The organism is Actinomadura sp. 7K507 (assembly GCF_004348425.1).
In the GTDB taxonomy this organism is placed as follows: Bacteria; Actinomycetota; Actinomycetes; order Streptosporangiales; family Streptosporangiaceae; genus Spirillospora.
Window position 1 is genome coordinate 1 of record NZ_SMKK01000148.1, and the last position, 24156, is coordinate 24156.

General features: G+C 72.1%; 15 protein-coding genes. 12 read left to right on the forward strand and 3 right to left on the reverse strand.

Annotated elements, in window-relative coordinates; all coding sequences use genetic code 11:
- Positions 1–128: 128 nt before the first annotated feature.
- Both E1285_RS28670 and E1285_RS28675 read left to right on the forward strand, forming a co-directional pair.
- Complete coding sequence (locus E1285_RS28670) at positions 129–539, forward strand: hypothetical protein (RefSeq protein ID WP_207946880.1); 411 nt, start codon at positions 129–131, stop codon at positions 537–539.
- A gap of 310 nt (positions 540–849) precedes the next feature.
- A complete protein-coding gene (locus tag E1285_RS28675; RefSeq protein WP_132157514.1) occupies positions 850–1293 on the forward strand; it encodes a hypothetical protein in 444 nt (147 codons plus the stop codon).
- A gap of 161 nt (positions 1294–1454) precedes the next feature.
- On the opposite strand, the gene E1285_RS28680 is transcribed toward E1285_RS28675, so the two are convergent.
- A complete protein-coding gene (locus E1285_RS28680) occupies positions 1455–5207 on the reverse strand; it encodes an NACHT domain-containing protein (protein WP_132157516.1) in 3753 nt (1250 codons plus the stop codon).
- Positions 5208–5459: 252 nt separating this feature from the next.
- Here E1285_RS28680 and E1285_RS28685 point away from each other — a divergent pair, with 252 nt between their 5' ends.
- On the forward strand, positions 5460–6857 hold the full coding sequence (locus tag E1285_RS28685; RefSeq protein ID WP_132157518.1) for a DHA2 family efflux MFS transporter permease subunit: 1398 nt from the start codon (positions 5460–5462) through the stop codon (positions 6855–6857).
- Between the two features lie 53 nt (positions 6858–6910).
- On the opposite strand, the gene E1285_RS28690 is transcribed toward E1285_RS28685, so the two are convergent.
- On the reverse strand, positions 6911–7468 hold the full coding sequence (locus E1285_RS28690; RefSeq protein ID WP_132157520.1) for a snapalysin family zinc-dependent metalloprotease: 558 nt from the start codon (positions 7466–7468) through the stop codon (positions 6911–6913).
- Positions 7469–7568: 100 nt separating this feature from the next.
- Positions 7569–8318 carry a serine protease gene (locus E1285_RS28695; RefSeq protein WP_165966800.1) on the reverse strand — a complete coding sequence of 250 codons (750 nt, stop codon included), beginning with the start codon at positions 8316–8318 and terminating at the stop codon, positions 7569–7571.
- A 366-nt stretch (positions 8319–8684) separates the two neighbouring features.
- On the opposite strand from E1285_RS28695, the gene E1285_RS28700 reads away from it, so the two are divergent.
- The 9 genes from E1285_RS28700 to E1285_RS28740 form a co-directional block, all read left to right on the forward strand.
- Entirely contained in the window at positions 8685–9776 is a 1092-nt protein-coding gene (locus tag E1285_RS28700) for a tetratricopeptide repeat protein (protein WP_132157522.1), read from the forward strand.
- 120 nt (positions 9777–9896) lie between these two features.
- A complete protein-coding gene (locus E1285_RS28705; RefSeq protein WP_132157524.1) occupies positions 9897–10595 on the forward strand; it encodes a Crp/Fnr family transcriptional regulator in 699 nt (232 codons plus the stop codon).
- A gap of 178 nt (positions 10596–10773) precedes the next feature.
- Positions 10774–11991: a tetratricopeptide repeat protein gene (locus tag E1285_RS28710; RefSeq protein ID WP_132157526.1), complete on the forward strand. Its 1218-nt coding sequence runs from the start codon at positions 10774–10776 to the stop codon at positions 11989–11991.
- 289 nt (positions 11992–12280) lie between these two features.
- Positions 12281–14659: a vWA domain-containing protein gene (locus E1285_RS28715; protein ID WP_132157528.1), complete on the forward strand. Its 2379-nt coding sequence runs from the start codon at positions 12281–12283 to the stop codon at positions 14657–14659.
- A 25-nt stretch (positions 14660–14684) separates the two neighbouring features.
- Positions 14685–17831, forward strand: coding sequence for a tubulin-like doman-containing protein (locus tag E1285_RS28720; RefSeq protein ID WP_132157530.1), 3147 nt, complete (start codon positions 14685–14687; stop codon positions 17829–17831).
- Positions 17828–19993 carry a hypothetical protein gene (locus E1285_RS28725; RefSeq protein WP_132157532.1) on the forward strand — a complete coding sequence of 722 codons (2166 nt, stop codon included), beginning with the start codon at positions 17828–17830 and terminating at the stop codon, positions 19991–19993. The genes E1285_RS28720 and E1285_RS28725 overlap by 4 nt, the downstream gene beginning before the upstream one ends.
- Positions 19990–21018 carry a hypothetical protein gene (locus tag E1285_RS28730; protein ID WP_132157534.1) on the forward strand — a complete coding sequence of 343 codons (1029 nt, stop codon included), beginning with the start codon at positions 19990–19992 and terminating at the stop codon, positions 21016–21018. The genes E1285_RS28725 and E1285_RS28730 overlap by 4 nt, the downstream gene beginning before the upstream one ends.
- A gap of 3 nt (positions 21019–21021) precedes the next feature.
- Complete coding sequence (locus tag E1285_RS28735) at positions 21022–23049, forward strand: hypothetical protein (protein WP_132157536.1); 2028 nt, start codon at positions 21022–21024, stop codon at positions 23047–23049.
- A 1-nt stretch (position 23050) separates the two neighbouring features.
- The coding region (locus E1285_RS28740; RefSeq protein ID WP_207946882.1) for a hypothetical protein at positions 23051–24156 on the forward strand (1106 nt) is incomplete at its 3' end.

The following is a 24156-nucleotide window of genomic DNA, read 5'->3' on the forward strand; positions in this document are numbered from 1 at the left end:
GCCCGCCCTGTCGCCGCGCAAATCAGCCGGGCCAGTTCTCGGGCGCCAGTGACCTCGGCGGACCGAACGTCGGACGGACGCGCTAGACAGGTGTGGTGACGCAAGCCGTGACAAAGAGAGGTCCAACGATGAAGACGCTCCCTCAGTCGAATGCCACGCTGCTGATCCGCACCGACTTCTCTGATCAGGAAGCATGGGAGACCGTCTGCGCGACCGTCGGCACGCCCAACGAGGACGGCTTCATGGCGTCCTCAAGAGTCGTTGACGACCGTGCTTTTCAAGACCTCACGACAGAGCAACTGCTCAGGCTGGTCCCGGAAGGCAGTCAACACCGGCTTCTCGCGCTGGTGGACGTGACCACAATCGGCTCTCCTGAAATGCCGCTGCTCGTAATCGACCACCGGGAGGAACCCCGAGGCGAGATACGTGTCGTCGCCACCGAGTTCTGGTCGATCGAGAACAACCTCTCGCTCGCCAACATGGATTTTCACGAGTTCGCCGGTGCCGTCGATGGAGACGGAATCTTCCGAGGTTTCTGAACACGTCCCGCCGCCACTGGCGCGGCAGCCCCCGCCCGGGGCACGCCCGACGGCCACCGCTACGATGCGCCGGCCCAGCTGCACCGGCGGACGAAACACCTCTCTGACGGCCAACAGGTGCGCAGGTCAGCGAAGGGTGCGACTCATCCAATGTTGGCAGACCCGATGGATACAGTCCGGATGTCAGTGGTCGCGCTTAGTGTCTGCGCCATGCCTTCGAGTAATCACGAGCTGCCGCTGGAGATGGTCCGCAACCGGCCGCAGCTCGTCCCCACGATCCTGGCTCAAGCCGCTGACCTTCCACCCCGGGATGCTGCCCCCCGTAACCGATCCCGACCAGGCCTGCAGGCTCCCCGAACTGGCGGTCCTCAGCGCCCCCGCCCACGCCGACGGACCGCACCCCGAAGCCGTCCTGACCAGCGTGTCCGCCGCCATCGACACCATGCCCGACGATACGGGCTCTCTGTACCATGACTATCTGACGGGGCAGCTCTCCGAAGCCGCCTGCAAGCTCCTGGAGGAGATCGTGAACATCGCCGGCTACGAGTGGCAGTCTGACTTCGCCAAGACCCACCGGGCCGAGGGCCGCGCCGAGGGTGAGGCGGAGGCGGTCCTGCTCGTGCTGGACGCCCGCGGGATCGCCGTCCCCAACGACATCCGCGAGCGCGTGACCAACTGCACCGACACCGATCAACTCGGACGCTGGGTCCAGCGCGCCGCCGTCATCGACAAGGCCGAAGACCTCCTCGACTGACCCCGTCCAGACCGCACGGCTCCTGCCCCACCTGGCCATCGCTCCAGGCAGGTGGGCCATCCCGGCGGTGACCGCACACGGTGACTCAGTAGTCCGGCAGATCACCGTGGAGGACAAAGCCCAGCCCGACACCTGGCTGGACGACCGTGACCGACAGCCTCTCAGGCCCGTACTAGGACCAGCAGTTTGCTCGTTGGCGTTGTGCCATCGGGCTCGGCGTCCGTCTCCGGTGTCAACGCGATGAGCGTGCAGAGGGCACTGCGGAGGTACCCGGCCAGCTCTTCGTCCAGTGCGTCATCGTCGGTGAGGGTGAGTGCAGCCAGGACTGACGTGACCGCTAGCACCATGTCGCGTTGCCGGACCTGACGGCTCCGGTCCCATAGCGGTGCGGCCAGGCGCATCGCGTTCTCGATCAATGGCACCATGACCGGCGAACCCTGGTAGCCCGCGCGCAGCGTGGCCCGTGAGAGTGCTGTGGACAGGTCGGCGGTGGGGGACCAGGTGATGGCGGGACCCAACCGGCGATCGAGGAACCGCGAAAGTGACGCCTCTTCTTCTCCTCGCTGGCGCCCCTGGACGGTGCCACTGAGCATGTCCGCCTTGAAGCGGCGCATCAATTGAAAGCATGCCAGTCCCGTGCCTACGACAGCGTCCGCGTCGTGGGAGCCGAAACCACTGGAGATGACGACACGGGCGAAGGCGAGGCCTTCGGCGAAAGAGGAATCGAGGTCGGCTGCACGGGCCTTCGCGAGAGCGAGGTCGCGGACCAGGGCGAAGTCGCGGACGTAGCCGGACCCCGCATTGTCACCGTGACGGTGAGCGGCTCCAAAGGCCATGTCGAGGACGAAGGCGCGTTCGGGCGAGAGGTTGAAGGCGCGGGTCAGGGCGCGGACACGATCGTTGTCGTGACCGAGGGCGCGATCGAGGGCGCGCCTGAGGGCTCGGTCGTGGTCGAAGGCGAAGGCGAATTCGCGGTCGCGATTAAGGGTGCCGGCCAGGGTGCGAGCGAGGTCGCGGTCGCGGTCGAGGGCGCGGGCGAAGAGAACGGCGCGATCGCGGCCAGGTTCGCGGTCAAGGTCGAGGTCGAGGGCGCGGTCGAGGGCGTGGGTGCAGTCGAGGGCTGAGGCGAGGGCGCGGGCGAGTTCGCGGTCACGGGCGAGGGCGCGGTCGAGGACGCGGTCGAGGTCGCGTGCGCGGTCGAGTGTGGGGGCGAAGGCTAGGGCGCGAGCGAAGATGGTGGCGAGGGCCCGCTCGATGGCGCGGTCGATGGCGCGGTCGAGGTCACGGTCGAGCGCGGGGTCGAGATCATGGTCGCGGGCGTAGCCGAGGGCGAAATGGTTGTCGGTGTTGAGGCCGCGGCGTCTGGCCTCGCGCGCCAGAAGGTCGGTGAGGACCCGGGCCAGAGGCTCGACGCCGACGGTGGTGAAGTCGTCCTCGGTGAACCCGGCGCCGATTTCGCGGTTGAGGGTGCGAGCGTGATCGAGAGTGCGAATGAGGGCGTTGGAGAACGCGTGCCCGAAGTCGTCCGCGCCGGGACTGTTCGAGAAGCCGAGATCGAGGTCGAGACCACGGGCGCTCTCAAGGACGCGGTCGAGGGTGAGCCGGTGGGTGACGGAGTCGTGGCTGACAGCAAGAGCGAGGTCGAGGGCGAGGTCGACGGTGTGAAGGAGCCGGTGTTCAGGCTGTGTGAGATCGCGGGGGCCGACGTAGGCGGCGAGTTCTCTGAAGGTCAGTCGGGAGGAGGACGGGCGGAGCAGGCGGAAGATGAAGTGCGTGTGATCGAGAATCAGGCCGGGGTAGGCGTCGATCTGTAGCGGAGTGGGGCGATAGGGATGCTGGTCTGGCGCGGCGGTGATGAACCGCATTTCGCTCGGCTCGCCCCTCACGGCGTCGTCCGCGGCGTAAAGGCTCGTCCCATCGCGGGGAACCAGGTCGCTGCTCAGGGCGTGGCTCGCCTCGGACGGGGTGGGGAGGCGGTAGCTGGCGCCGTCGCCGAACAGGCTGTTGAGCCAGGTGAGGAACCCCTCGATTTCAGCGGCCCAGAGACCGTCCTCCGGGCCGAACGGCACGACCCTTTCGTGCGTGTGGGCCGCGTAGCGGGCCCACAGTTCGTGAGGGACGGGGTTGGCGCAGATACGTGTGCCGGCGTCGTCGAGGGCATGGGTGTCTTGCAGGGCGCGTGCGGCGGCGACTCCGTCCAGCAGGCGGATCTCGTCCGGGTCGCTCGGGGTGGTGGCCAGGAGGGTTTCGAGCCGCTCGCGTAGTGCGAGGTCGACTTCGCGGGCCTCGTCCAAGCAGGCGTAGGCGAGGCTGAGGGCGGGCACGGTCCGCGCGTCCAAGCATGCTTCTACGACGGGACTCGCGTCGGCGCGGGCCGCCCACAGCAGCGTCGTCTCACGCCACCCGGGGTCGCTGACGTTGTCCACGAGAAGCTGGCGCCGGGAGGCATGACCGGGGACCAGGGCCGCCGCCAGGTACTCCTGCAAGGTCAGGTGCGCGAAGCCGTAGCGGCCGTACTGGTGCTCCAGCAGCAGGCCGCTGCGTTTTACGTGAAGAAGGAACGTCTCCGGGGAGACGTCGGGCGCGGTGCGCTGGAGCACCGCGCGGACGGCTCGCTCGGCTTCTTCGGCGGGGATGTCGCGCAGGTTGCGGCGCATCATGTACCAGGCCAGTTCCTGGACGACGCGCTCCTTCTTCTCGCCGCTCAGGCCGCTCAGCCCGTCCGGCTCGGTGCCGGTGAGGTTCTTGGCCTCCTGGCGGCGATGCAGCAGGACCTGGCACACCTCCTCGTACAACGCGGCCCGACTTCCCGGCAGGCTGCCGCGATACCGGTGCACATTGGCGATCATGGTCAGGAGCAGCGGGTTGGCGGCCATGTCGTAGAGCGTGGGACGGCCGCTGATCCGCTGGAACAGGTCGTTGGCGGCCTGGGCGGCGATCCGGTCGATCTCCTGCGGGTCGCCCTCCCGGGAGCGGCGCTCGATGGCCCGGTACCAGGCGTGCAGGAAGTCGCGGATCTGCCGGCTGGTGAACCGCTGCACATGCAGGACGTCGGCGCTGGACAGCCGGTTGCCCTCGTAGCCGAGAGGCCGGGACGTGACCACGAAGGCGTTGTCCGGGTAGCGGCTGATCTGCTCCTCAACCCACTGCACCACACGGCTGCGGTCCCGGGCGTCGGCGACCTCGTCCAGGCCGTCCAGGAGCACCAGGCACTGGCCGCGCGCCAGCCGCTGCTCCATCCACTCGACCGAGACGGCGCCGTTCAGCCAGGGCTCGGCCGCCGCGATCCGCGCGAGCCCGTCCGGTTCTTCGGCCTGGATCCCCTCCGCGTGGTCGCGCAGATAGAGCAGCACTGGGAGCCACCCACGGCGCCGCCATCCGGACCACGGGCGCTCCACCATCTCCAGCGCCGTATGGCGCGCCAGGGTCGTCTTCCCGGAACCCGCGGCGCCCAGGACGGCCAGCACCCGCCCCCCGGTGAGGAAGGACGCCAGCGACGCCCGCCGACCGGCCTCCGCGTTCGAACCCGGGCCGATGCCGGTATCGGTCACGACGTCGGACACCGTCCTCGGCCGAAGTCTCACATCGACGTAGACCTGCCGGGTCCGCAGCACGAACTCCGCCTGGGTGACCAGGCCGATCGTCTCCATCTGGTCGACCGCCGACCGCATCCGCCGCAGATACTCTCGCCGTGATCCTCCGCGCCGCCGGACCGTGCCCGGAGGGGAGGGCGTGGTCTCCGTGGAGGGCGCGGCGGCTTGCGGTGCCTGCACCAGGGCGCCCAGCACGGTGAAGACCAGCGCGAAGTATCCCCAGCTCCAGCTCAGGTTCCCGTTGGAATAGATCTGATTGACCGCCACTCCGGCCGCGACCACCAGCGACGCCGCGATCAGGGTGCGCCCCACGATCCTCATCCGCACAACGATCAGCCCCGGCACGTGACGACGAAATCCGGCGAAATCCACTTAACCGCGCCGCCCTGCCGACCGCCCGGACTGTCGCCGATCTGATATCTGCCGCGAATGGCGCCGAGCGGCCGGGGTTACGCAGATGTCGCCGTCGGAGCACTGGCGACCGGTGACGGGTGGTCCTAGGTCGATTGGACCCGGGGGAGCGGGACTGCCGGCCGACGCGGGCGGAGGGGGGCGCAGGTCAGCATTGAGGGCATGACCACGACCTATGAGCCCGATGCCGCCGGCAAGGCGCCGGTGCGTTCGTCGACGCCCGGGTGGGCGGCGCTGCTGGCCGCGTCCATCGGGCAGTTCCTCGTCGTCCTGGATATATCCGTCGTCAACGTCGCCCTGCCTGAGATGCGGAGCGGGCTCGGGCTCGGCGCGACCGGCCTGCAGTGGGTGGTCAACGCCTATTCGCTGACGTTCGCCGGGTTCCTGCTGCTGGGCGGGCGGGCCGCCGACATCTTCGGGCGCAAACTCATCTTCCTGCTCGGCCTTGGCCTGTTCACCGTCGCCAGTCTCGCCGGCGGGTTCGCTCAGGACGGGACCATGCTGATCGTCGCGCGTGCCGTGCAGGGTCTCGGCGCCGCGATCCTCGCGCCCGTCACGCTGTCGCTGGTCACGGCGACCTTCCCCGCGGGGCCCGCCCGGACGAAGGCGATCGCCCTGTGGACGGCCGTCGGCACCGCCGGAGGCGCCACGGGCGGCCTGGTCGGGGGGCTGCTGACCGACTATCTGAGCTGGCGCTGGGTCTTCCTGATCAACGTGCCGGTCGGTGCGGTCGTCGCGCTGATCGCCGCCCAGTGGCTGCGGGCCGACCGTGACGACGGGAAACGCGCCCGCCTCGACCTGCCCGGTGCCGTGCTCGTCACCGCCGGGGTGGGGCTGCTGGCCTTCGGCATCGGGCGGATCGAGACCCACGGGTGGACGTCGCTGATCCCGCTGACCGGCGGGATCGTGCTGCTGGCCGCGTTCGTCGCCGTCGAGGCGCGGGCGCCGCAGCCGCTCGTCCGGCTCCAGCTGTTCCGGCTGCGCAGCGTCGCGGTCGGCAACCTCACCACCCTGGTGATCATGGCGGGAGGCTTCGCGCTCTGGTACTTCCTGTCGCTCTACATGCAGAACGTCCTGGAGTACAGCGCGATCCGCACCGGGCTGTCGTTCCTGCCGCACACGATGGGCATCATCATCGGCTCAAGGCTCGCCCCCATGCTCATGGAGCGCATGGACGCCCGGCTCTTGGCGGGCGCCGGAGGGGTCCTGGCGGCGGCCGGGTTCGCCTGGCAGGGCGTCGTCCTGAACGCCGACGGCACGTTCCTCGGCTCCATCCTCGGGCCGGGCGCGACCATGGCCGTCGGTTTCGGGCTGCTGATGACGCCGCTGGTGGAGGCGTCCACCGCGGGTGCCTCCGAGGACGAGGCGGGCGCGGTGGCGGGGGTGGTCAACACGTCCCGGACCATCGGCGGCGCCATCGGCCTCACCATCCTCAGCGCGGCGGCGGCCGCCTCCGGCCCGGACCTGGCGGACGGCTACGCGACGGCCTTCCTCGTCGCGGCGCTCATCACCGCCGCGGGGACGGCCCTCGTCCCCTTCCTGCCCCGCCGCCGTGCCTGACGCGGCCCGACCGGGCGCCCGTGGGAGAGGGCGGGCGCCCGGAGCTCGCGGGGTCAGCGGCGGGCCGGGGCGGGCGCCTCGGTGAGGGTGATGCCCGGCGTGACGCCGATGCGGCCGTTCTGGAAGTTGCTCTCCACTTCGGCGATCTCGGCCGGGTTCGGGTCGGGGTTGCGGCAGGACGTCCCGGCGCTGGCCCCGGACATCAGGTCCGTGCACCGGCCGGTGCGCCGGTCCGGCAGCCCGAGGATGTGGCCGAACTCGTGGGACGCGATCCGGACCGTGTAGTGGCCGTCCTGGACGGCTTGGCGGCCCATCCAGATGGTTCCGCGGCCGAGGCCCGTGACGCGGGCGCGGGGCCAGCCGTCGTCGGCGAGGACGACGACGTCGGCCGGGGTCCCGGGGACGAGCCGGACGTTGCCGACGTGCTCGTTCCAGATCCGCGCGCCTTGGTCGACCGCCGTCCGGAACTCGGCGGCACGGCTCGCGTCGTACCTGATCGTGCGGACGGCGCTGGACGTCTCGGAGGCCGACGCGGACGCGCCCGTCCCGGCCAGGAAGGCCAGGCCGAGCAGCAGCGCCGCGCAGACCCTCAGGAGATTTCTGATGATCATGGGGGTTCCTCATCGTGCGGGAGCGGGGGTGGGCACCCTCCGCCGGGCACCGCGCTCCGGCGGAGGGCACGTACGTTCCGGCGACGGCCGTTGGCGCCGGTCAGGCGTTCACGGCCGCACCGGAGCCGATGATCTGCAGGATGCGCGAGCGGTAGGCGGTGACGTCGCCGTAGATGGCGGGGGTGACTGCGCAGGTGGAGGCGGTGCCGCGGCTGGTCGCGCCGACCAGCTGCCACCGTCCCGACGAGCCGACGATCGCGGGTCCGCCGGAGTCGCCGTAGCAGGCGCCGCGTCCGCCGCCGCCTTCGATGCACAGCTCGGCGTTGCGGATGCCCGCGCACTGCCCGTCCGACAGGATCCGGGTGTCGAGCTGCCGCAGGCCGACGGGCGCGGGACCGCAACCCCGCTGCGGGCAGGTCTGCCCCCAGCCGAGCAGCCGGGTCGCCGAGCCGACGGGCGCGCTGGTCGCGATGGGAACGGGCGTGGACGTCGCGGCGCCGGCCAGCCGCAGCAGGGCGACGTCCCCGCCGAGGATCTGCCGGCTCGCGACCCGGCGGACCTCGCCGCCGGAGTTGTAGCGGGTGGTGCCGATCCTGACCTGGTACGGCGTGCCGCAGTGCGCGGCGGTCACGACCCAGCTCGCGCCGACGAGCGAGCCGCCGCAGCTGTGCCGGCCGGACGAGCTCTGCAGCGACACCATGAACGAGTACGTCTCGGACGCGGGAACGCCGCCCACGATCTTGGTGGTGGGCGGCGGGGTCGGCGGCGCGGGATCGGCATTGGCCACCGACGTCCCGGACAGCGCCAGGAAGGCGGCCGGAACCGCGGCCAGCAGTCTGCGTTTCTTCATGAGCGGGGGTCCTTTCAAGCGAGCGGAACGTGCCGACCGCAGGGCCCTGACGGTCTCCGTCCGGCGCCACCGAAGCGGGGGCGCGGCGCCGGAACGGTTCAACCGACTATTGACCAGAAAAGAGAAGACCGCCAATGCCGAATCCCGCGTCCACACCCCCAATAGAACGTTTTCTACGCCAGGAACGGCCCCCACCTGCAAACCTTCAACGCCCACCTCTCCCCAACTGAAAGCAGACCAATTTTCAACCCGGCCTTTCACGCGCTGGAACCGCTGTCCTCGTACGCCGCAACCCGCATTGGGGCGGGATGCGCGGCCGCACGGTGGGAGAGGGTGGCCCGGACGGCACCGCGGCTGGAGGTCGGGTTGGACGAGTATGCGCAGGTCACCTGTATCGCAGTTGGTATCGGCGGGTGGGAGCGGCTGAGCACTCCGCAGCGGATACGGGCGCGCGTGGAGTCGGTCGAGAGGGTGCGGCCGTCCGGCCGCGGTGAGGGCGGGCTGATCTTCGCCTCGGGTGAGGTCCTCGTGTTCGTGCTGCGGTCGGAACCCGCCGAGGCGGCGGTGGCGCTACTGGACGTCCTGCGTTGCCATAAGCCGGGACGGCCGGGAACGCGCTTCGGCGTCACCAGCGGTTCGGCGGGTCCTCGGTCGGGAGCGGGCGCGGTCGCCGAATCGATCCGATTGCTCCGACGGAGTCACCACCACCAAGGCCGCGAAGCGCCATTCACATTGATCCTGAGCGACCTTCTGCATTGGCATGTGCGGGACGCGCCGTCCATGCCGCGTTTCCAGCGGATCCACGGTGACGCCTTCGGCCCGGACTGCTGGGGCTGGCCGGCGGAGGTCCCACTGGCGTCCGCGCGGAGGGCGCCGCGGATACCGGTGCGGCCAAGGCAGGCCCTCCCGCTGACGCACGCCGCCGATCACGTCTCGGCCATGGAGGAACTGCGGCGGGTCCTGCGCGTGCGGCCGGGACCCGAGCCGCTGCTCGCGCTCGGGGAATGCCACCTGAGGCTCGGTGACCGGCGGGCCGCGGTCGAGACATGGCGGTACCTGCTGCGGCGCTATCCGCTGATGCCGGCCGCTTATCCCCTGATGGACCTGGACGAGCCCGACGACGTCGCGCAGGGCTACCTGACCGATGGCCTGCGCATCATCCGCGCGCGGCCCGCCCTGGTGGCGCAGCCGAAGCGGTTCGAGCACGACCTGCTGCTCGCGCTCGCGGCGCGGGCCTACCGGCGGGGGCGGCAGCGGACGGGGGACCGCCTGGTCAACGAGGCGGCCGAGGTCTACCCGGCGGCGGGGGCCGCGCCGCTGCGGGTGCTGGCCGTCGAGGCGGTCCGGCGCGGGGATCGCGAGGGTGCGCGGCGCCTGCTCGACGCCGCGCTCGCACGGGCCTCCGATCGGCGGAGTCGTGAGGAGCCGTTCCCTTCCGGCGAGCACGAGGATACGTAGATATGTGTCCTGTGACCCGGTTTCAGGGTGGAGAACCTGCCATAATCTGTGCCCGTCCAGGCGGCGCCGGGCCCCCGCGGGCCGGTACTGCGAGACGTGCGTGCGCTGAGGAGACGTCCCATGACGGGCTCCGGTTGGCATGACCATTCGTTCCTGGGGCGGCTTTCCCCGCCCGCTCGCGACAACGTGCTGCGGCTCGGGCGGCCCAGGACCGTCGGGCCGGACAAGCCGATCATGCGTCAAGGGGAGCCGGGGGCGGCGGTGTACGTGCTGCTGGACGGCCGGGTCGGCGTGGAGAGGCTCGTCGAGAACGGGGCCCTGTCGCTGCTCGGCATCCGCCACGCCGGCGACCTCGTGGGCGAGATGGCGGTGATCAACGACGATGTGCGCACCGCCACGGTGACCACCCTCGACCGCTGCATCCTCTCGGTCATCCCGGCGCAGCCGTTCATGGCGTGTCTCACGCGGTACCCGGAGGCGATGCTCGCGCTCAGCCGCATGACGGGCGACCGCCTTACCCAGGCCAACATCTACCGCGCCGACGCGGCCGGGTACGAGGTCGACGTCAGGCTGGCACGAGCCCTGCTCTACCAGGCGGGACGCTCACCCGGACGGGAGGCAGGCCATCCCACGGTCAAGCTCCGGCAGAAGCAGCTCGCCATGCTCATCGGCGCCCAGGAGGGCACCGTCCAGAAGGCGCTCAGGGGCCCGTCGATGCGTGACTTGGTCGCGTGCGGTCGCGGTCGCGTCGTCCTGCTGGACGTCCCGGCCCTCGCTCGGCTCGCCGAGATGGAACCGCCCCCGGAGCTGCGCCGCTAGGAGCACACCGGCGGAGACGCGCGTGCCGGAGCCCGCCAGGGGCGATCGGCCCGCATGTCGATGCCTGCCGCGACTTGTGAGCCGAAATCGGCTTTCCCGTACTGGTGCGGGTTGTGGCGCTCGCGGGGCCGTGAAACTTCATGCCAAAGCCTGAGCAGGGGCTTGCGAAGGGGGAGGCATGGGGGCCGGGTCACGTCGTTCGCTGTGTGCGGCACTGGACATCAAGGGGTGGAGCAAGCGGCTCGTCCCTGAGCAGATCCGCGCGCAGCAGGCGCTGGTCAGTGTGGGGCTGGCGGCCTGCCGGGAGGCGGGGCTGCCTGAGGAGATCGTGCAGAGCAGCGGTGACGGCGTGCTCATCATGCCGCCGAGCGACATCGACGAGAGCACGGTCATCCCGGCGCTGGTCTCGGAGCTGGAGGTCGCGCTCCGGCACGAGAACCGGCTGCTCGCCGAGGCGGCGCGGATACGGCTGCGGCTCGCGCTGACCAGCGGGCTCGTCACGCCCGGCCCGGCCGGGTTCAACGGCACGGCGGTCATCGACTGCTTCCGGCTGCTGGACAGTCCGCCGGTCAAGGCCGCGCTGGAGGACCACCCCCAGGCGCAGCTCGCGGTGATCGTCTCCGACCACCTGTTCCAGGACGTGGTCCGCAACGGGTTCCGGTCGCTGCGCGCGGAGTCCTTCTGGCGGGTGCGCAGCACGGTCGCCGGCAAGGGGTTCTCGATGGACTCCTGGCTCTATGTCTCCGACCGGACCGGTGGTCCCGCCGAAGCGCCGTCCGGCTCTGCGGGGGCGCCGGACGACGCAATCGGCCCCGAGCCCGAGGCCGAGGCCGGTCCCGGGGGCGGGCCGTCCGGCCCGGTCGTGGAGGCGCGGGCACTGCTCGACCGGGGGCAGGCCGACGAGGCGATGCGCCGGCTGGAGGAGGCCGCACCTGACGGCCGGGAGGCGTGGGCGGCGCTGCTGGACGTGCGAGCGGAGGCGCTGATGCGGCTGGGCGAGTACGAGCGCGCCGCGCTCGACCTGGAAGAGCGGCTCGGGCTGCGCGGCGATCCGGTGTCGCCGCCCGGTCCGGTGGCGCTGCTGCGGCTCGGGCGCTGCCACGCCGCGCTCGGGGCGGTGCAGGCGGCGCGGCAGACCTGGACGTTCCTGCTGGAGCACTGTCCCTCGTCGGTCGAGGCGTACCTGGAGCTGGGGCGGCTGGAGCGGCGGGCCGGGCGGGCGGCGACGGCGCAGAACTATCTGGTGGAGGGGCTGCGGCTGGTACGGGGCGAGCCGCGCGGGGGCGAGTCGGCGGAGGCGGACCGGCTGCTGGACGGACTTTTGCGCGAACTGTCCGCCCTTCCCGTCATCGACGACACGGAGGACGACGGGGTCGGCGGGCCCGATCAATTCTAAAAACAAATTCTAGTTCGAGATTCTAACTTCGTCGAGCAAGCAAGCCGTCGAACGGGTCGAGCGTGCCCGCAGTAGCACAATTCGGACGCGCGTCAGGGATCTTGATCAAATGACGAGAAGGAAAGAATTCGTAACAGTCAGATAACTGATGACGACTCCTATGTCATGCTTCGGCCATCATCGGGGAAGTTGGGGCGCACGGGGTGGGAAAGTCACCATTGCACAGGGGTTCTGGAGAATGATGCTAAGAACGGGCCGCGCTTTCGCGCGCCCAGCGGGGCGGATCGTCGTGGGGGCGGCGATCCTGGCCGCCCAGATGTGGCCGCTCACCGCGAGCGCCGCCACGGGCACCACCACGGGCACCACCACGGGCACCACCACGGGCACCACCACGGGCGCGCCGGAGCCGACACTGATGGACGTGTCCATCCTGGTCGACGAGTCGGGCAGCCTGTCGGACGCGGACGTGCGCGAGGAGGTCAAGGCCGCCACCACGATCGCGCTCGGCGGCCTGAATTCGCGCAGCCGGGTATCGGTCTACGGGTTCGGCAGCCAGAACAAACCCGGACAAAATGCGATCACCGAGGTCTGTCCGCCCACAGTTCTGGACAGTTCCGTGAAAAAGGACGCACTGGCGTCGTGTGTCCGAAAACTGCATCGCCGTGAAGACGGCGAGGGCAACGACACCGACCACGCGGCTGCGCTGGCCAAAGGCTTGAGCACGCTGAAGAGCGGGGGGCCGGAAGGTGCGCTGAAGGTGGTCTTCCTGCTGACCGACGGGCGCCTCGACGTTCACCGCAGCCCCAATTACGGACGCATTGAAGCCGACCGTAACAGGGAGGCGCAAAAGCAGGTGGAGACCCAGCTCGCGCTCGCCGCAGCGGGCCACGTCCAGGTGTGGCCGCTGGGCTTCGGCGACCAGATCGACCGCAAGGCCCTCGACGCGTTCGCCGCCGGCGGCCACCAGCAGGGCTGCGACGAGCGCCCCGGCTCCAGGCCGAAGGCCCGGGTCGTCCGTGACTCCGGAGACGTGCTGGACGCGCTGGTCAAGCTGTTCACCGCGTCCGGGTGCGGGGGTGACAGCCCCGGCGGTGAGGTGGAGGTCGGCGCCGGCGAGACCCGGGAGCTGAAGATCGACATCCCGATCATCGCGACCGACGGCAACATCACCGTGGCCAAGGGCGACCCGCGGATCCGCGTCGACTACATCGACCCGTCCGGCCGCACCGTGCCGGACACCGGCAGGCTCGGCGCCAGCGAGTTCGAGCGAGCGGGCGAGAACGCGATCGTCGAGACACTGCGCGTCGTCAACCCGCTGAACGGCGAGTGGACGATCAAGCTCACCGCGCCCGACGACCTGGCGAAACAACTCGTCAGCGCGACGGCGATCTGGCAGGGCGCGGTCAGTTCCTCCCTGGTGGTCGAGCCGCCGAGCACCAGGACCGGCCAGCCCCTGACGGTGCGGCTCTCCCTCGTCACCCGCCGGGGCGCGATCACGGACGCGAAGGCGCTCTCGGGCCTGACCTTCACCGTCCAGGCCACCGGGCCCTCATTGGCGGCGCCGCGGAGCATCGTCATCCGCGACGACGGCGGCGACCCCGACGACCGGGCGGGGGACGGCCGGTACGCGGGCACGTTCACGGCTCCGCGGGCGGCCGGCGACGTCACCCTCACCGGAGTCGTCAGCGGCTACGGCGTCCGGGCCGAGAAGGTGCCGGTGACTGTGGCGGTCAGCGCGCAGGCACCCGCCCTGCAGGGCCGCGTGGCGTTCTCGGCGGACCCGGTCGTCCACCCGGGTACCGAGGTCGCCGGCACGGTGACGATGGAGAACGCCGGCGCCCCGGTCAACGGACGACTGGTGCTGGACGGCTCCGGCGGCGCCCGCGCCGCACTCACCGGCAACACCGACCTGGCGATCGGCCAGGGCACCACGACCCGCCCGTTCACCGTGGAGTTCCCGGCGGACGCGGGCCTCGGCGGCACGTCGCTGACCGTCAAGGTCGTCGACACCGCCGACCTGTCCAAGGTCTACGCGAACGGCCAGCTCACCGTCACGGTCGAGAACCCGCCCAACGTGCTCGAGAAACACCTCTACGAGATAGCGGGCGCCGTACTCGTGATCCTGCTGGCCGCTCTCGGGCTCCACCTGCGCCGCCGTGCCCGCCGCGCCCGGATCGACGTGCGGGGCCTGCGGGCCTCCCTGCGGCAGGACGGTGAGGAACTCGCCGTCCTCAAGGCCCCCGGCAAATGGGCCGCCGAGTTCAGGTTCGTCGTCCACGACGCCGCGGACGGCGGCGACCCGGGCCTCGACTACCCCCGCTCCGGAGACCTTCCCGTCCGCGCCCGCCGCGGTGCGCAGGGAAAGGTCGTCGTGCAGGTCCCGGACGGGCCGCGCTACGAGATCGCGATCGGCGCGGAGGGCGAGCCGTACGAGGAGACCGGCCTGACGCTGGCGTTCACCGACACGCGCGCCCGCCGCTCCCTCTGGTCCCGCCGCACGCCACGACCCACTGGACGAACCACTGGAAGAAGCGGCACGAGTAGCACCGGCACGAGCAGCACCGGCACGGAGCGAACGGCAGCCGCGAGCCGGAACGGCTCCGGTCCCGCCCAGCCGGAGCCCACCGCCACACCCGCATCACAGTCCTACGACGACCCCTGGCTGTAACGGCCGGTCAAGAAAGAAGACCCCCATGAAGCTCTATCAGCCAGTCCTGTTCGTGGGGCTCGGTGGCACCGGCTGCCTGATCGGGTCGGAGCTGGAGCGCCGGCTCCGGGAGGAGTTCTGCGGCCCGGACGGCACCGCGTTCCAGCGGCTCCGCGAGGACGCGCTGCCCTACCAGCTGCCCGACTGCATGCGGTTCGTGTACGCCGACGTCAACCAGGCCGACCTCGACCGGCTCCCGGCCAGCGTCGTCCCCAGCGTGCAGCACGTGCCCGCCGCGCAGCGCACCGCGCACTACGTCCGCGACCTGGTGCCGCAGGTGGACACCTACCCGGAGGTGGCGCGCAACCTGCGGCTGACCGCGCCGCGGGAGGTGGAGTCCTGGCTGCCGCCCGACCCGGGCGAGCCGCGGGTGACGCCGCTGCAGCGCGGCGCGGGCCAGTTGCCCACCATCGGCCGGGCGGCGCTGTTCGAGACGTTCCGCGGCGGCATCGGCCACGCGACCGCCGACCTGAACGCCGCGATCGGCGGGCTGTCGGGCCCGCAGGCCGCCACCGACCTGTACAAGCTCGGCGGAAAGTCCAGCAACAAGAACGCGGTGGACGTGTTCGTCGCGTTCTCGGTGGCGGGCGGAACCGGCGCCGGGATCTTCTACGACTACCTGCACCTGGTCGGGGAGCTGTTCGCGCGCACCGACCTGCGGCCCAAGATCTACCCGCTGGTGCTGATGCCGTCGGCGTTCGTCGACGGCCTCGGCGGCGGCCGTCCCGCGCAGCTCAACTCCGGGCGGGCGCTGCTGGACCTGTTCCGGCTCGTCGACCACCAGAACGGCGGGAGCGCCCAGCGGGAGCTGCGCGGGCACACCGCCCGCACGGCCGTCGACCCCGACGAGGTCGCCGTGCACTACCCGGTGGACGGGCGGATCACGCTTCGGCCCGGAACCGCGCAGACCGGCTTCCTGTTCTGCCGGCCCGTGGGCGCCGAGCCGGGCGACCTGCGCCGCTCGGTGGTGTCGCTGATGCTGTCGCTGCTCGGTACCGAGCTGGACCAGCGGGCCAGCAAGGACGGGGAACAGCACCAGTCGTTCGCCGACAGCTTCATCAACGCCAGCGTCGACCGGCAGATCCCCGCCGAGAACGGCATCGGCAACCGCGGCGTGTCGACCGCGCTGGTCGCGTCGCTGACGGTGCCGGTGGACGAGCTGGCCGACCTGGTCGCCGGGCGGCTGCTGCGCGCCGGGATCGACGATCTGCGCGGCCCGCTGCCCGGAGTGGAGTCCAACCGGCCGCTGATGCAGGAGTTCTTCGCGGTCGCCAACATCTCCGAGATCTTCACCAGGCCCGCGCAGGACCACGCCGAACCCGAACCCGTCACCGGCGCCAAGGACGTCACCACGGCCCTCAACGACCGCGCCGAGGCGATGCGCGTCGCGCTGAACCGGCTGCGCGGCAAGCTCGACCGGGAGATACCCGACCGGGTGAGCGCGTTCGACCCCCGCGACGCCGTCCCGCGCATGCTCGGCAAGGTCGACCCGTTCCGGCTGACGCGGGCGCTGTTCGGCAACCCCGAGGCCGGGGACGAGGTGGAGCGCGGCGGCGCGGTGGGGCTCATGCAGCGCCGCCGGGTCGAGCCGGCCGCGCCCGAGGGCCTGGGCCCGAACCCGCCGCCGCTGCCGGCGCTGCGGGACCGGTCCCTGGGCATGGTCAAGGTCAAGTGGGCCGACCCGGAGCCGGTGGACGCCCGGCAGCGCCAGGACCAGTGGTTCCGCTGGCGCACCAACGTCACGTGGACCGAGCCGTGGTCGCAGCTCGCGCCGCGCTGGCGCAAGCCCCTCGACCAGGTCGAGGCGGTGCTGCGCGCGATGACGCGGGCGCTGGTCGAGCACGCCGGGCAGGACCGCGAGCGGTTCCGCGACCGGGCCGCCGACCTTTCCAAGTCCCGCGTCGGGGTGTCGTACCTGCTCCCGCCCGGCGGCGACCTGGACCAGTTCTACACGCGCGTCGTCCGCCGGATGACCGAGGACCTGGTCGGCAAGGGCCAGCTGCAGCCCAGCGCCACCGGCGCGGACCTGCTCACCCTCCTGATCGGCGGTGACGGCTGGCGCGAGGCGTACCGGACGGCGTGGGAGACCAACCCGGAGGCGGCCCTCTCCGGGCTGCGCGAGCGGGTGAAAGCCGAGGTCAAGGTCTACTTCCGGATGGCCGAGCAGGGCCGGACGCCGCTGCTGCCGACGCTGCACGACCTGGTCGCGCAGGCCGCCGGGCAGGCCCCCGCCGAACTCAGCGAGGCGGAGCTGGAGGAGTTCCGCGGCAAGCTCGCCGGGCTGGTCCCGGCGAACTTCAGCCCGCAGGGCACCGGCCGGCTGAAGGTGCTGGTCTCCTACCCGGCCGGGGCGGACGACCCCGCCATCGAGTCCTACCTGCGTGAGGCGGTCAACCTCCCGGCGGGCCCCGACCTCGTCTACGACTTCACCCACACCACCGCCGAGTCCATCGCGGTCGTGCTGTTCCGCTCGTCCATGGGCATCACCGACGTCCGCGAGGTCCGCGACGTCCTGCGCACCTGGGCCGACGCCATCGACCGGCCGCAGCGCCAGGACTACCTCAAATGGCGCCAGCGCCTCGGCTACGACTTCGGCTACCTCGCCACCCATGAGGAGCACCGCGTGCAGATCCTTCACCGGCTGCTGTGCGCGATGTGGAACGACAAGGTGACGGTGGACGGCGACCCCGCCTCACCGATCAGCGTGTCGGTCCATCTGGCCGGGGGCGTGTCGATGACGCTCGAGCTGACGCCGCTGGAGCACGCGTCGTCCTGGGGGAGCCTGCTCCAGGCGTACGAGCTGTGGACGTTCGCCGACAACGCGGGCATCCGCCGCGACTTCTGCGCCCAGCTCATGCAGGAGGCCCCGGACGGCGTCGGCAGCATGCCCAAACCGCCCGGAGACCTCTACCTCGTTCTGCGGGACATGGCCGAGGCGCAGGTACGCAGGATCGACGACCTGCTCGGCGAGCTGCACTCCTCCAGCCGCGCCCGCGCGAAGCAGCTGCGCGACTTCTGGGACCGCACCTACCCGGCCGCCCTGGACGCCGAGTTCACCGACGTGTCCGCCGTGCGCGCCAACCTGCGCGCCCTGGAGAAGCCCGCCCTGCAGAACATGGGGGAGGACCGGTGAACTCCCGAGTCGTCCGCCTCGACCTCAAGGGCTGCGACGCCGACGAGGCCGTCTCCCGGGTGGCGGACCTGCTGAACACGCCGCAGGACCTCGGCATGCTCCTCGTCGAGGACACGGCCTCCGCCGCCGTCCGGCACCGGGCCGCGTTCGAGGCGCTGGACGGTTCCCGGCAGGTGACGCAACTGCTGTGCCTGCTCCTGGGCAGGCAGCCCGGCGAGGACGGCTCCGGCGGCGGGCTGCGGCTGCCCGGCAACATCCAGCGGCGCACGCTGTGGGTGATCGAGGAAACCGGCGTGGACTGGCCGCTGCGCGCCGCCGCCCGCGCCCGCCGCCGCGACGGCCGCGACGGCGACGGCCTCGGCCGGCTGTCGGAGCTGCTGCGGCTGCCCGGCGTGTTCGAGCGCACCTGCCGGCTGCTCGGCGAGGTCCCGTTCGGCGCCGCGGTCCCCGGCCTGCACGTCGCCGGGGCGGGCGGTACCGGGCAGGAGGACTTCCTCCAGGCGCTGCGGACGGCGATCCGCCGCATGCTCGACCCGGCCTCGCCCCCGGCCGTCCCGCACGGCGACGAACGCCCGGCCGGGCGGGTCCCGCTGCGGCTCACGAAGGACGGCGTCCTGCAGCGGGCCTTCGACGACGCGGCGCGGGCCGTCGACGAGGCCCGGGAGGACGCCGGCGAGCTGCCCGGAATCGGGGCACTGATCCGCGAGCTGCCCGTCGCCGCCCCCGTCGAGGCGGCCGGTGAACGCACCGCCGAACTGCGGGGACGGCTCGGCGAGCTGTTCCAGGCGGTGCCCGCCGATGACCGGATCACCGAGGAACGGCAGGCCGCGATCATCGCCAAGGGCGTCCAGCCGCCGGTGCTCGAAACGTTCGAGGCCGAGCCCTTCCGCGAGCACCTCGGCTCGTGGCTGCGCGGCAGCATCGCCCGGGGTGCGTCGCTGCCCCGGCTCGACCAGGACCTCCGGGAACGAGCCGGGACGCTGGAACGGCGCGGAGCGTACGGCCGCCGCCTCGGCCAGATCTGTTCCAGCTCGCTGCTGCACCGGCTGCGGAACCCGCCGCCGATGCCGCCGCCGCAGGACTGGCTGCCGGTGCCCGGCGCGATCTTCGCCGCGCTGGCGGGCCTGTCCCCGGTCGGCGTCGCCGGCGGTCTGGTGATGGCGCTGCTGTGGACGGCGCTGGTCGCGCTGACCGTGATCCGCGGCCCCGGCGGCCGGATCGAGGACCACTCCCGCGCGCTGGCGTTCAACGCTCTCGGCGCCCTCGCCGGTGCGATCGCGGGCGGCCTCGGCGGTGCGGCGGGGCTCCCTGCCGCGGCCTGGGCCGCCGCGGTGTTCGCCGCCGTCGCCGGCGCCCTGGTCACCATCGCGCGCTCCTGGCGGGCCCGCGCCCTGCACTGGGTGGACGACACCGAACTCGACACCGCCGAGCAGGCCCTCCGGGACATGCACCAGCTCCTCGGCCAGGCGGTCACCGGCTGGTCCCGGCTGAACCGGCGGCTCGACGCCATCGACGAGCTGAACCTGCTGCGACAGGGGCTCAACGGCGTGCGGGACGAGCTTGAGGCGCGCTCGCGCGAACTCGACAAGGAGAACCTTCCGCAGCCGTCCCGGTCCGTGGCCCCCTTCGGAGAGGCGGTCCAGTTCTGGCTCGGCGACCTGGTCTTCGCGGCGGTGAAGCCCGCGCAGCACGGCGGGCCCGACGGCGGGTCCGGCCCGCTCGCGCGCAAGGAGACCAGCCGGCTCATCGACGACTGGGAGAGCGCGGTCGAGCAGGGACTGTCGGTCGACACGCTCCCGTTCGTCACCGATGCGCGGCCCGCGACCCTCATCGGCGGCGAGGACCTGGCCTACCTCACCGAACAGGTCTCCTACGACCCGGCCGGGGAGATGTGGCAGCTGTGCGCGCCGGGAGACCTCGGCCTGCTGGACGCCGCGCCCGAACCGCGCACCGTCCGGTTCGGGCCGCGACCCGTCGCCGACGGCGCCGGATACCCGCCCGGCACCGTCCTCGTGTCGTCGTCGGCGCACTGCGGCGTGCTCCGGCTCGTCCCGCTGCACTCGCACGTCGTGGAGTGGACGTGGACCGAGGACGAGCACGGCCAGGACGAGCACGGCCAGGACGAGCAGGCGGAGGACGACCCCGGCGGAGGTGAGGCGTGAACAGGCTGCGCTACTACGACGTCCACGGCGTGCCGGTCGAGGCGAAGGCCGTGGAGGCAGACGAGACCGAGCCGCCGCTGCGGCCGCCGCTGGAGGCCGTCCGCCTGCGCCTGGAATTGCCCGACGAGGAGGCCGCCGTTCGGTGCGTCCGCCCGGTGGGCCGCGGCCCCGGCGGGCTGGCCGCGGGCTGCCGGCAGCTCGACGGCGAGATCCTCGCCGGCCTGCGGCTGTCCCGGCTCTGCGGCGGGAACCCCTACCCGCGGACGGTGTCGCGCCTGGTCGGCTACGACGCCGACGTCGCCGAGCCGTTCGCGTTGCTGGAGCCGCTGCGGGGCGTCGAGGTCGAGTCACTCGCCGGGACGTTGCCGACCGAGCAGCGGCGGCGCTTCCAGGTGAGCCTGCTGCGCGCGGTGCGGGTGCTGAACGCCGCCGGAATCGCCCACCGCGGTATCGGCCCCGGAACCGTCCGGTGGGACGGCGACGAGGTGCAGATCACCGATTTCTCCCGGGCCGCGCTGATCGGGTCCCCGCGCACCGTCGCCGGGACCATGCCGTGGCAGGCGCCCGAGCAGCGACCGGAGACACCGCGCGGCTGGCGGCGCGGCGACGTCGGACCGAACGACGACATCTGGGCGGCCGGACGGCTGATCTTCTACGTGCTCACCGGGGAGGAACTCGACGACCGCGCCAAGCTCGCCGACCGGCCCGAGCTGGAGACGCTGCTGGCCGACGTCATCGAACGCCCGGAACGCCGCCCGGACGCGCAGACGCTGCTGCGCCGCCTAGGCGAGGCCGACCCGCCGCCGCGTCCGCTCCCCACCGACCCGTCCTTCAGCCGGGGCCGCGCCGAGTTCTTCGCGCAGCGCCGGCGCAAGCACCCGCAAACGGCGACGGCCCCCGAGCCCGAGCCCCGGGCCGCGCGCCCCGCCCCGCCGCAACCGGACAGCCGGGACAACGCCTGGCTGCTCTGGGCGGGGGTCGCCGCGCTGATCGTCATTGCCGTCCTCCTCGTCCTGGGGCGGTGACCGGTGGCCACATCACTGCTCCACCAGACCCTCTACCGCTGGGGGAGGACGGGCCGGTTCGGGGAGACGGCCGAGGCGGACCTCTGGCCGGTGGCGAGCTCCTTGGACCCCTCGTCCGACGGCGAGCTGCGCCGCTGGCATGACCGGGTCAAGCCGTGGCTGCGCGTCGGCGACGGCGGCAGGCCCGAGTCCAGCTTCTTCTACGCGGCGTTCGGTGACGAGGCGGTGCTGATCAGGCGCATCCAGCCCGGCGCGGTCCGCAGCGCCTCCGCGCACCTGCTGTTCGGCGCCGCCGGGGTTCTCACGCCCCGGCTGGCGCTGGAGCTGCGCGACTGGACCTGGGCGCCCGCCGAGCTGCCCGGCCGGGCACCGATGGTCAATCCGAACTCGCTGATCCCGCACCGGTCGAGCCTCGGTGCGCGGGCGCGAGCGGAGGAACTGCGGCTGCCGCTCGCCACCCTGCTGTCCCACGTCCTGGTCGGCCCCGCGCCGATCGAGGCGCCCGCCACCGGCGACACCATGGCGCTGCTGTGGGCGATCGACGACATCTGCACCGTGTTCGGCTCGGGCCTCAAGGACTGGCCCGACTGGACGGTCGGCTTCGAGACCCGCGCCGAAGCGGTGTGGCACAGCGCCCCGCCGTCCGGTCTCTTCCTGCGTTTCCACCGGGATGCGGTCCACCCGGCCCCCGCGCCGGGAACCCGGTTCGCGGCCCTGGCCCTCGTCCGCATGTACCTGAAGGGCGGCACCAACGCCCTCCGGGACCTCCGCGGAACCATGGGCCTGACCGACCTGGACACCGTGGCCGCTCGCGTCGCCCGCCTGATCGAGACCGCCGGCCCGACCGTGGCGGCCGCCCCCGCCGGCCCGACCGCCCCGGCCGCGGCCGTCGACCCGGCCGCCGCCCCGGCGCGGTCTCCCGGCGCGCCTTCCCGGCAGCGTCCCGAACCGTCCGCGAAACCCGGAGCGTCCATGCCTGCCCCCACTCCCTCGGCGAACGCCCCGCGTTCCGCGTCCGGTACCGGCGAGCAGGTCTCCTGCCCGATCTGCCTGGGCACGCTCGACTGGGGCGGGCTCCCCGTCTACGCCTTCGACCAGAGCCTCGGCCAGTACGTCGAACTGGCCCTCCCGAAGGACGCGAACGAGCACCAGCGCGCGCGCATCATGCGGACGGCCTCGGTGCGCTGCCCCAATCCCGGTGAAACGACGACCGCCCACTACCTGCCCGCTGGATACGGGCAGTACGGGTCCCCGGCCGTCTACGGGTTCATCGGCGGCACCACGTCCGGGAAGACGCACCTCGCCGCCGCGATGGTCGCGGCCATCGAGCGCGGTGCGCTGGGCGCCTACGGGATGACCGCGCAGCCGGTCGACCTGGACCGGCACCAAGGGTTCCTGCGCGACATGGTCCACCCGCTGTTCACCGACGGGACCTGGCTGGCGCCCACCCGGGAGGGCGAGGTCGCCTTCGCGGACGCCTTCGTCGTCACGGGCGGCGGGGACACACCGCGCGCGGTGGCGCTGTTCGACGTGGCGGGCGGGGAACTCAGCAACGTCGGCGACGCCAAACGGTTCCTCGACATCGCGGACGGGCTGATCTTCGTGGCGGACCCGAAGCGCTTCGGCGCCGGCAGCCTCGGCGACCCGGCGTTCAACACGGTCCTCAGCCTGCTGCGCTCCTCGGGCCGGCTGTCCAAGGTGAGCGCCGCGATCGTGCTCAACAAGGCCGACCTGTTCAAGTTCGACGATCCGGTCGCGTACTGGCTGAGCCGCGACTCCGCCGTCCTCGACCCGGCCGAGGCGCTGAACGAGAGCGCCGACGTGTTCGCCTACCTGCACCAGCGCGACGCCGAGGCGTGGACGCGCCCCTACCAGGAATGCGAGCGGGCCACCCTGCACGTCGTCTCGGCGACCGGCACCGACGCCGTCGAACGCGGCGTCCGCCCGCTGCGCGTCCTGCGCCCCCTCGTCGCGCTCATGGCGATGACCGGACTGTTGACCTCCGCCGAAGCCCAGGACATGGGGATCTGAGATGACCGAGGCACCCATCGACCAGATCGAGTTCCGCTGGGACCACGAATACGACCTTGGCGGGATCGCGTCGTCGTTCGGCTCCGACGCGGAGTTCAGACGGTGGAACGACCTGCTGAAGCCGTACGCGCGCATCTCGGCACACGGCCGGCCGGCCGCCGCGCGGGCGCCGTCCAGCGCGGTCTACCTCACCTTCAGGGACGACCAGGCGGCGCTCATCCTGCGCAGCCTGGACCCGAAGGCGCTGCGCGTCGAGTCCGGCCCGGCCCGCAGCGCCGGAGCCGACCGCCTGGACCTGGTGGCGCGTGCGCTGGTCGGCCCCAAGAGGCTGCTGACCGGCGAGGTCGCCATGCGGATCGCCGCCTCCGACCCGCTGCACGTCTTCACGCCGCGGCCCGGCCAGGTCGGCCGCGGGACGCCGCTGAACCCGCTGAACTTCTCCTACCTGGACAATCGCACCACCTCCGGGGACGAGCTGCGGCGACGGGCCCAGCGCGTGCACGGTCTGGCCCCGCTGATCGCCGCCGTGCTGTCGGAACCCGCCCGGCCCGTGACGCTGGTGCTCCCGGTGGACGACATCGGCAGCCCCCTCCGGGAGAGCCGCGCCCTGGCGCTGCTGTGGGCGTCACGGCGCGTCCTGAAGCTGATGCTCACCGACCCCGACGGCCTTACCACCGACGGCTGGCGGACGTCGTTCTCCACGTGCGAGGCGCCGCTGGGCGGAGGCGATGGGCGTAACGAACCGGCGATCACGTTCCGGGAACGGGGGGTGGACCGGCCGCCGCTCGGCGACGCGCCCCGCGAGGTCCGACCCGACGACCCCCTCGGCGAGCAGAGCACCCTCTCCGCCGCCGCGAGCCTCCTTGCCACCGCCTACCAGCAGTACGGCGATGACTGCACGAAGCTCGTCTGGCAGGCGGTGCGGGACTGCCGAAGCCTGAAGGAGAAGATCGAGGCCGTCGTATGCAGCCCCCAGATAACCAGCGCCATCGACGCCGGAACCGCCTCGATCGGGCAGCGCGCCCCGCGCCGCCCGAGCCGCGAGCAGCAGCCGGCCGCGCAGCCGCCCCGGCCACGGCAGGCACCCGCGCCCGTCCAGCCGCCGCC

Coding starts and splice junctions, on each gene's coding strand:
- E1285_RS28670 (WP_207946880.1), top strand. CDS start 129: ATGAAGACGCTCCCTCAGTCGAATGCCACGCTGCTGATCCGCACCGAC.
- E1285_RS28675 (WP_132157514.1), top strand. CDS start 850: ATGCTGCCCCCCGTAACCGATCCCGACCAGGCCTGCAGGCTCCCCGAA.
- E1285_RS28680 (WP_132157516.1), bottom strand. CDS start 5,207: ATGAGGATCGTGGGGCGCACCCTGATCGCGGCGTCGCTGGTGGTCGCG.
- E1285_RS28685 (WP_132157518.1), top strand. CDS start 5,460: ATGACCACGACCTATGAGCCCGATGCCGCCGGCAAGGCGCCGGTGCGT.
- E1285_RS28690 (WP_132157520.1), bottom strand. CDS start 7,468: ATGATCATCAGAAATCTCCTGAGGGTCTGCGCGGCGCTGCTGCTCGGC.
- E1285_RS28695 (WP_165966800.1), bottom strand. CDS start 8,318: ATGAAGAAACGCAGACTGCTGGCCGCGGTTCCGGCCGCCTTCCTGGCG.
- E1285_RS28705 (WP_132157524.1), top strand. CDS start 9,897: ATGACGGGCTCCGGTTGGCATGACCATTCGTTCCTGGGGCGGCTTTCC.
- E1285_RS28710 (WP_132157526.1), top strand. CDS start 10,774: ATGGGGGCCGGGTCACGTCGTTCGCTGTGTGCGGCACTGGACATCAAG.
- E1285_RS28720 (WP_132157530.1), top strand. CDS start 14,685: ATGAAGCTCTATCAGCCAGTCCTGTTCGTGGGGCTCGGTGGCACCGGC.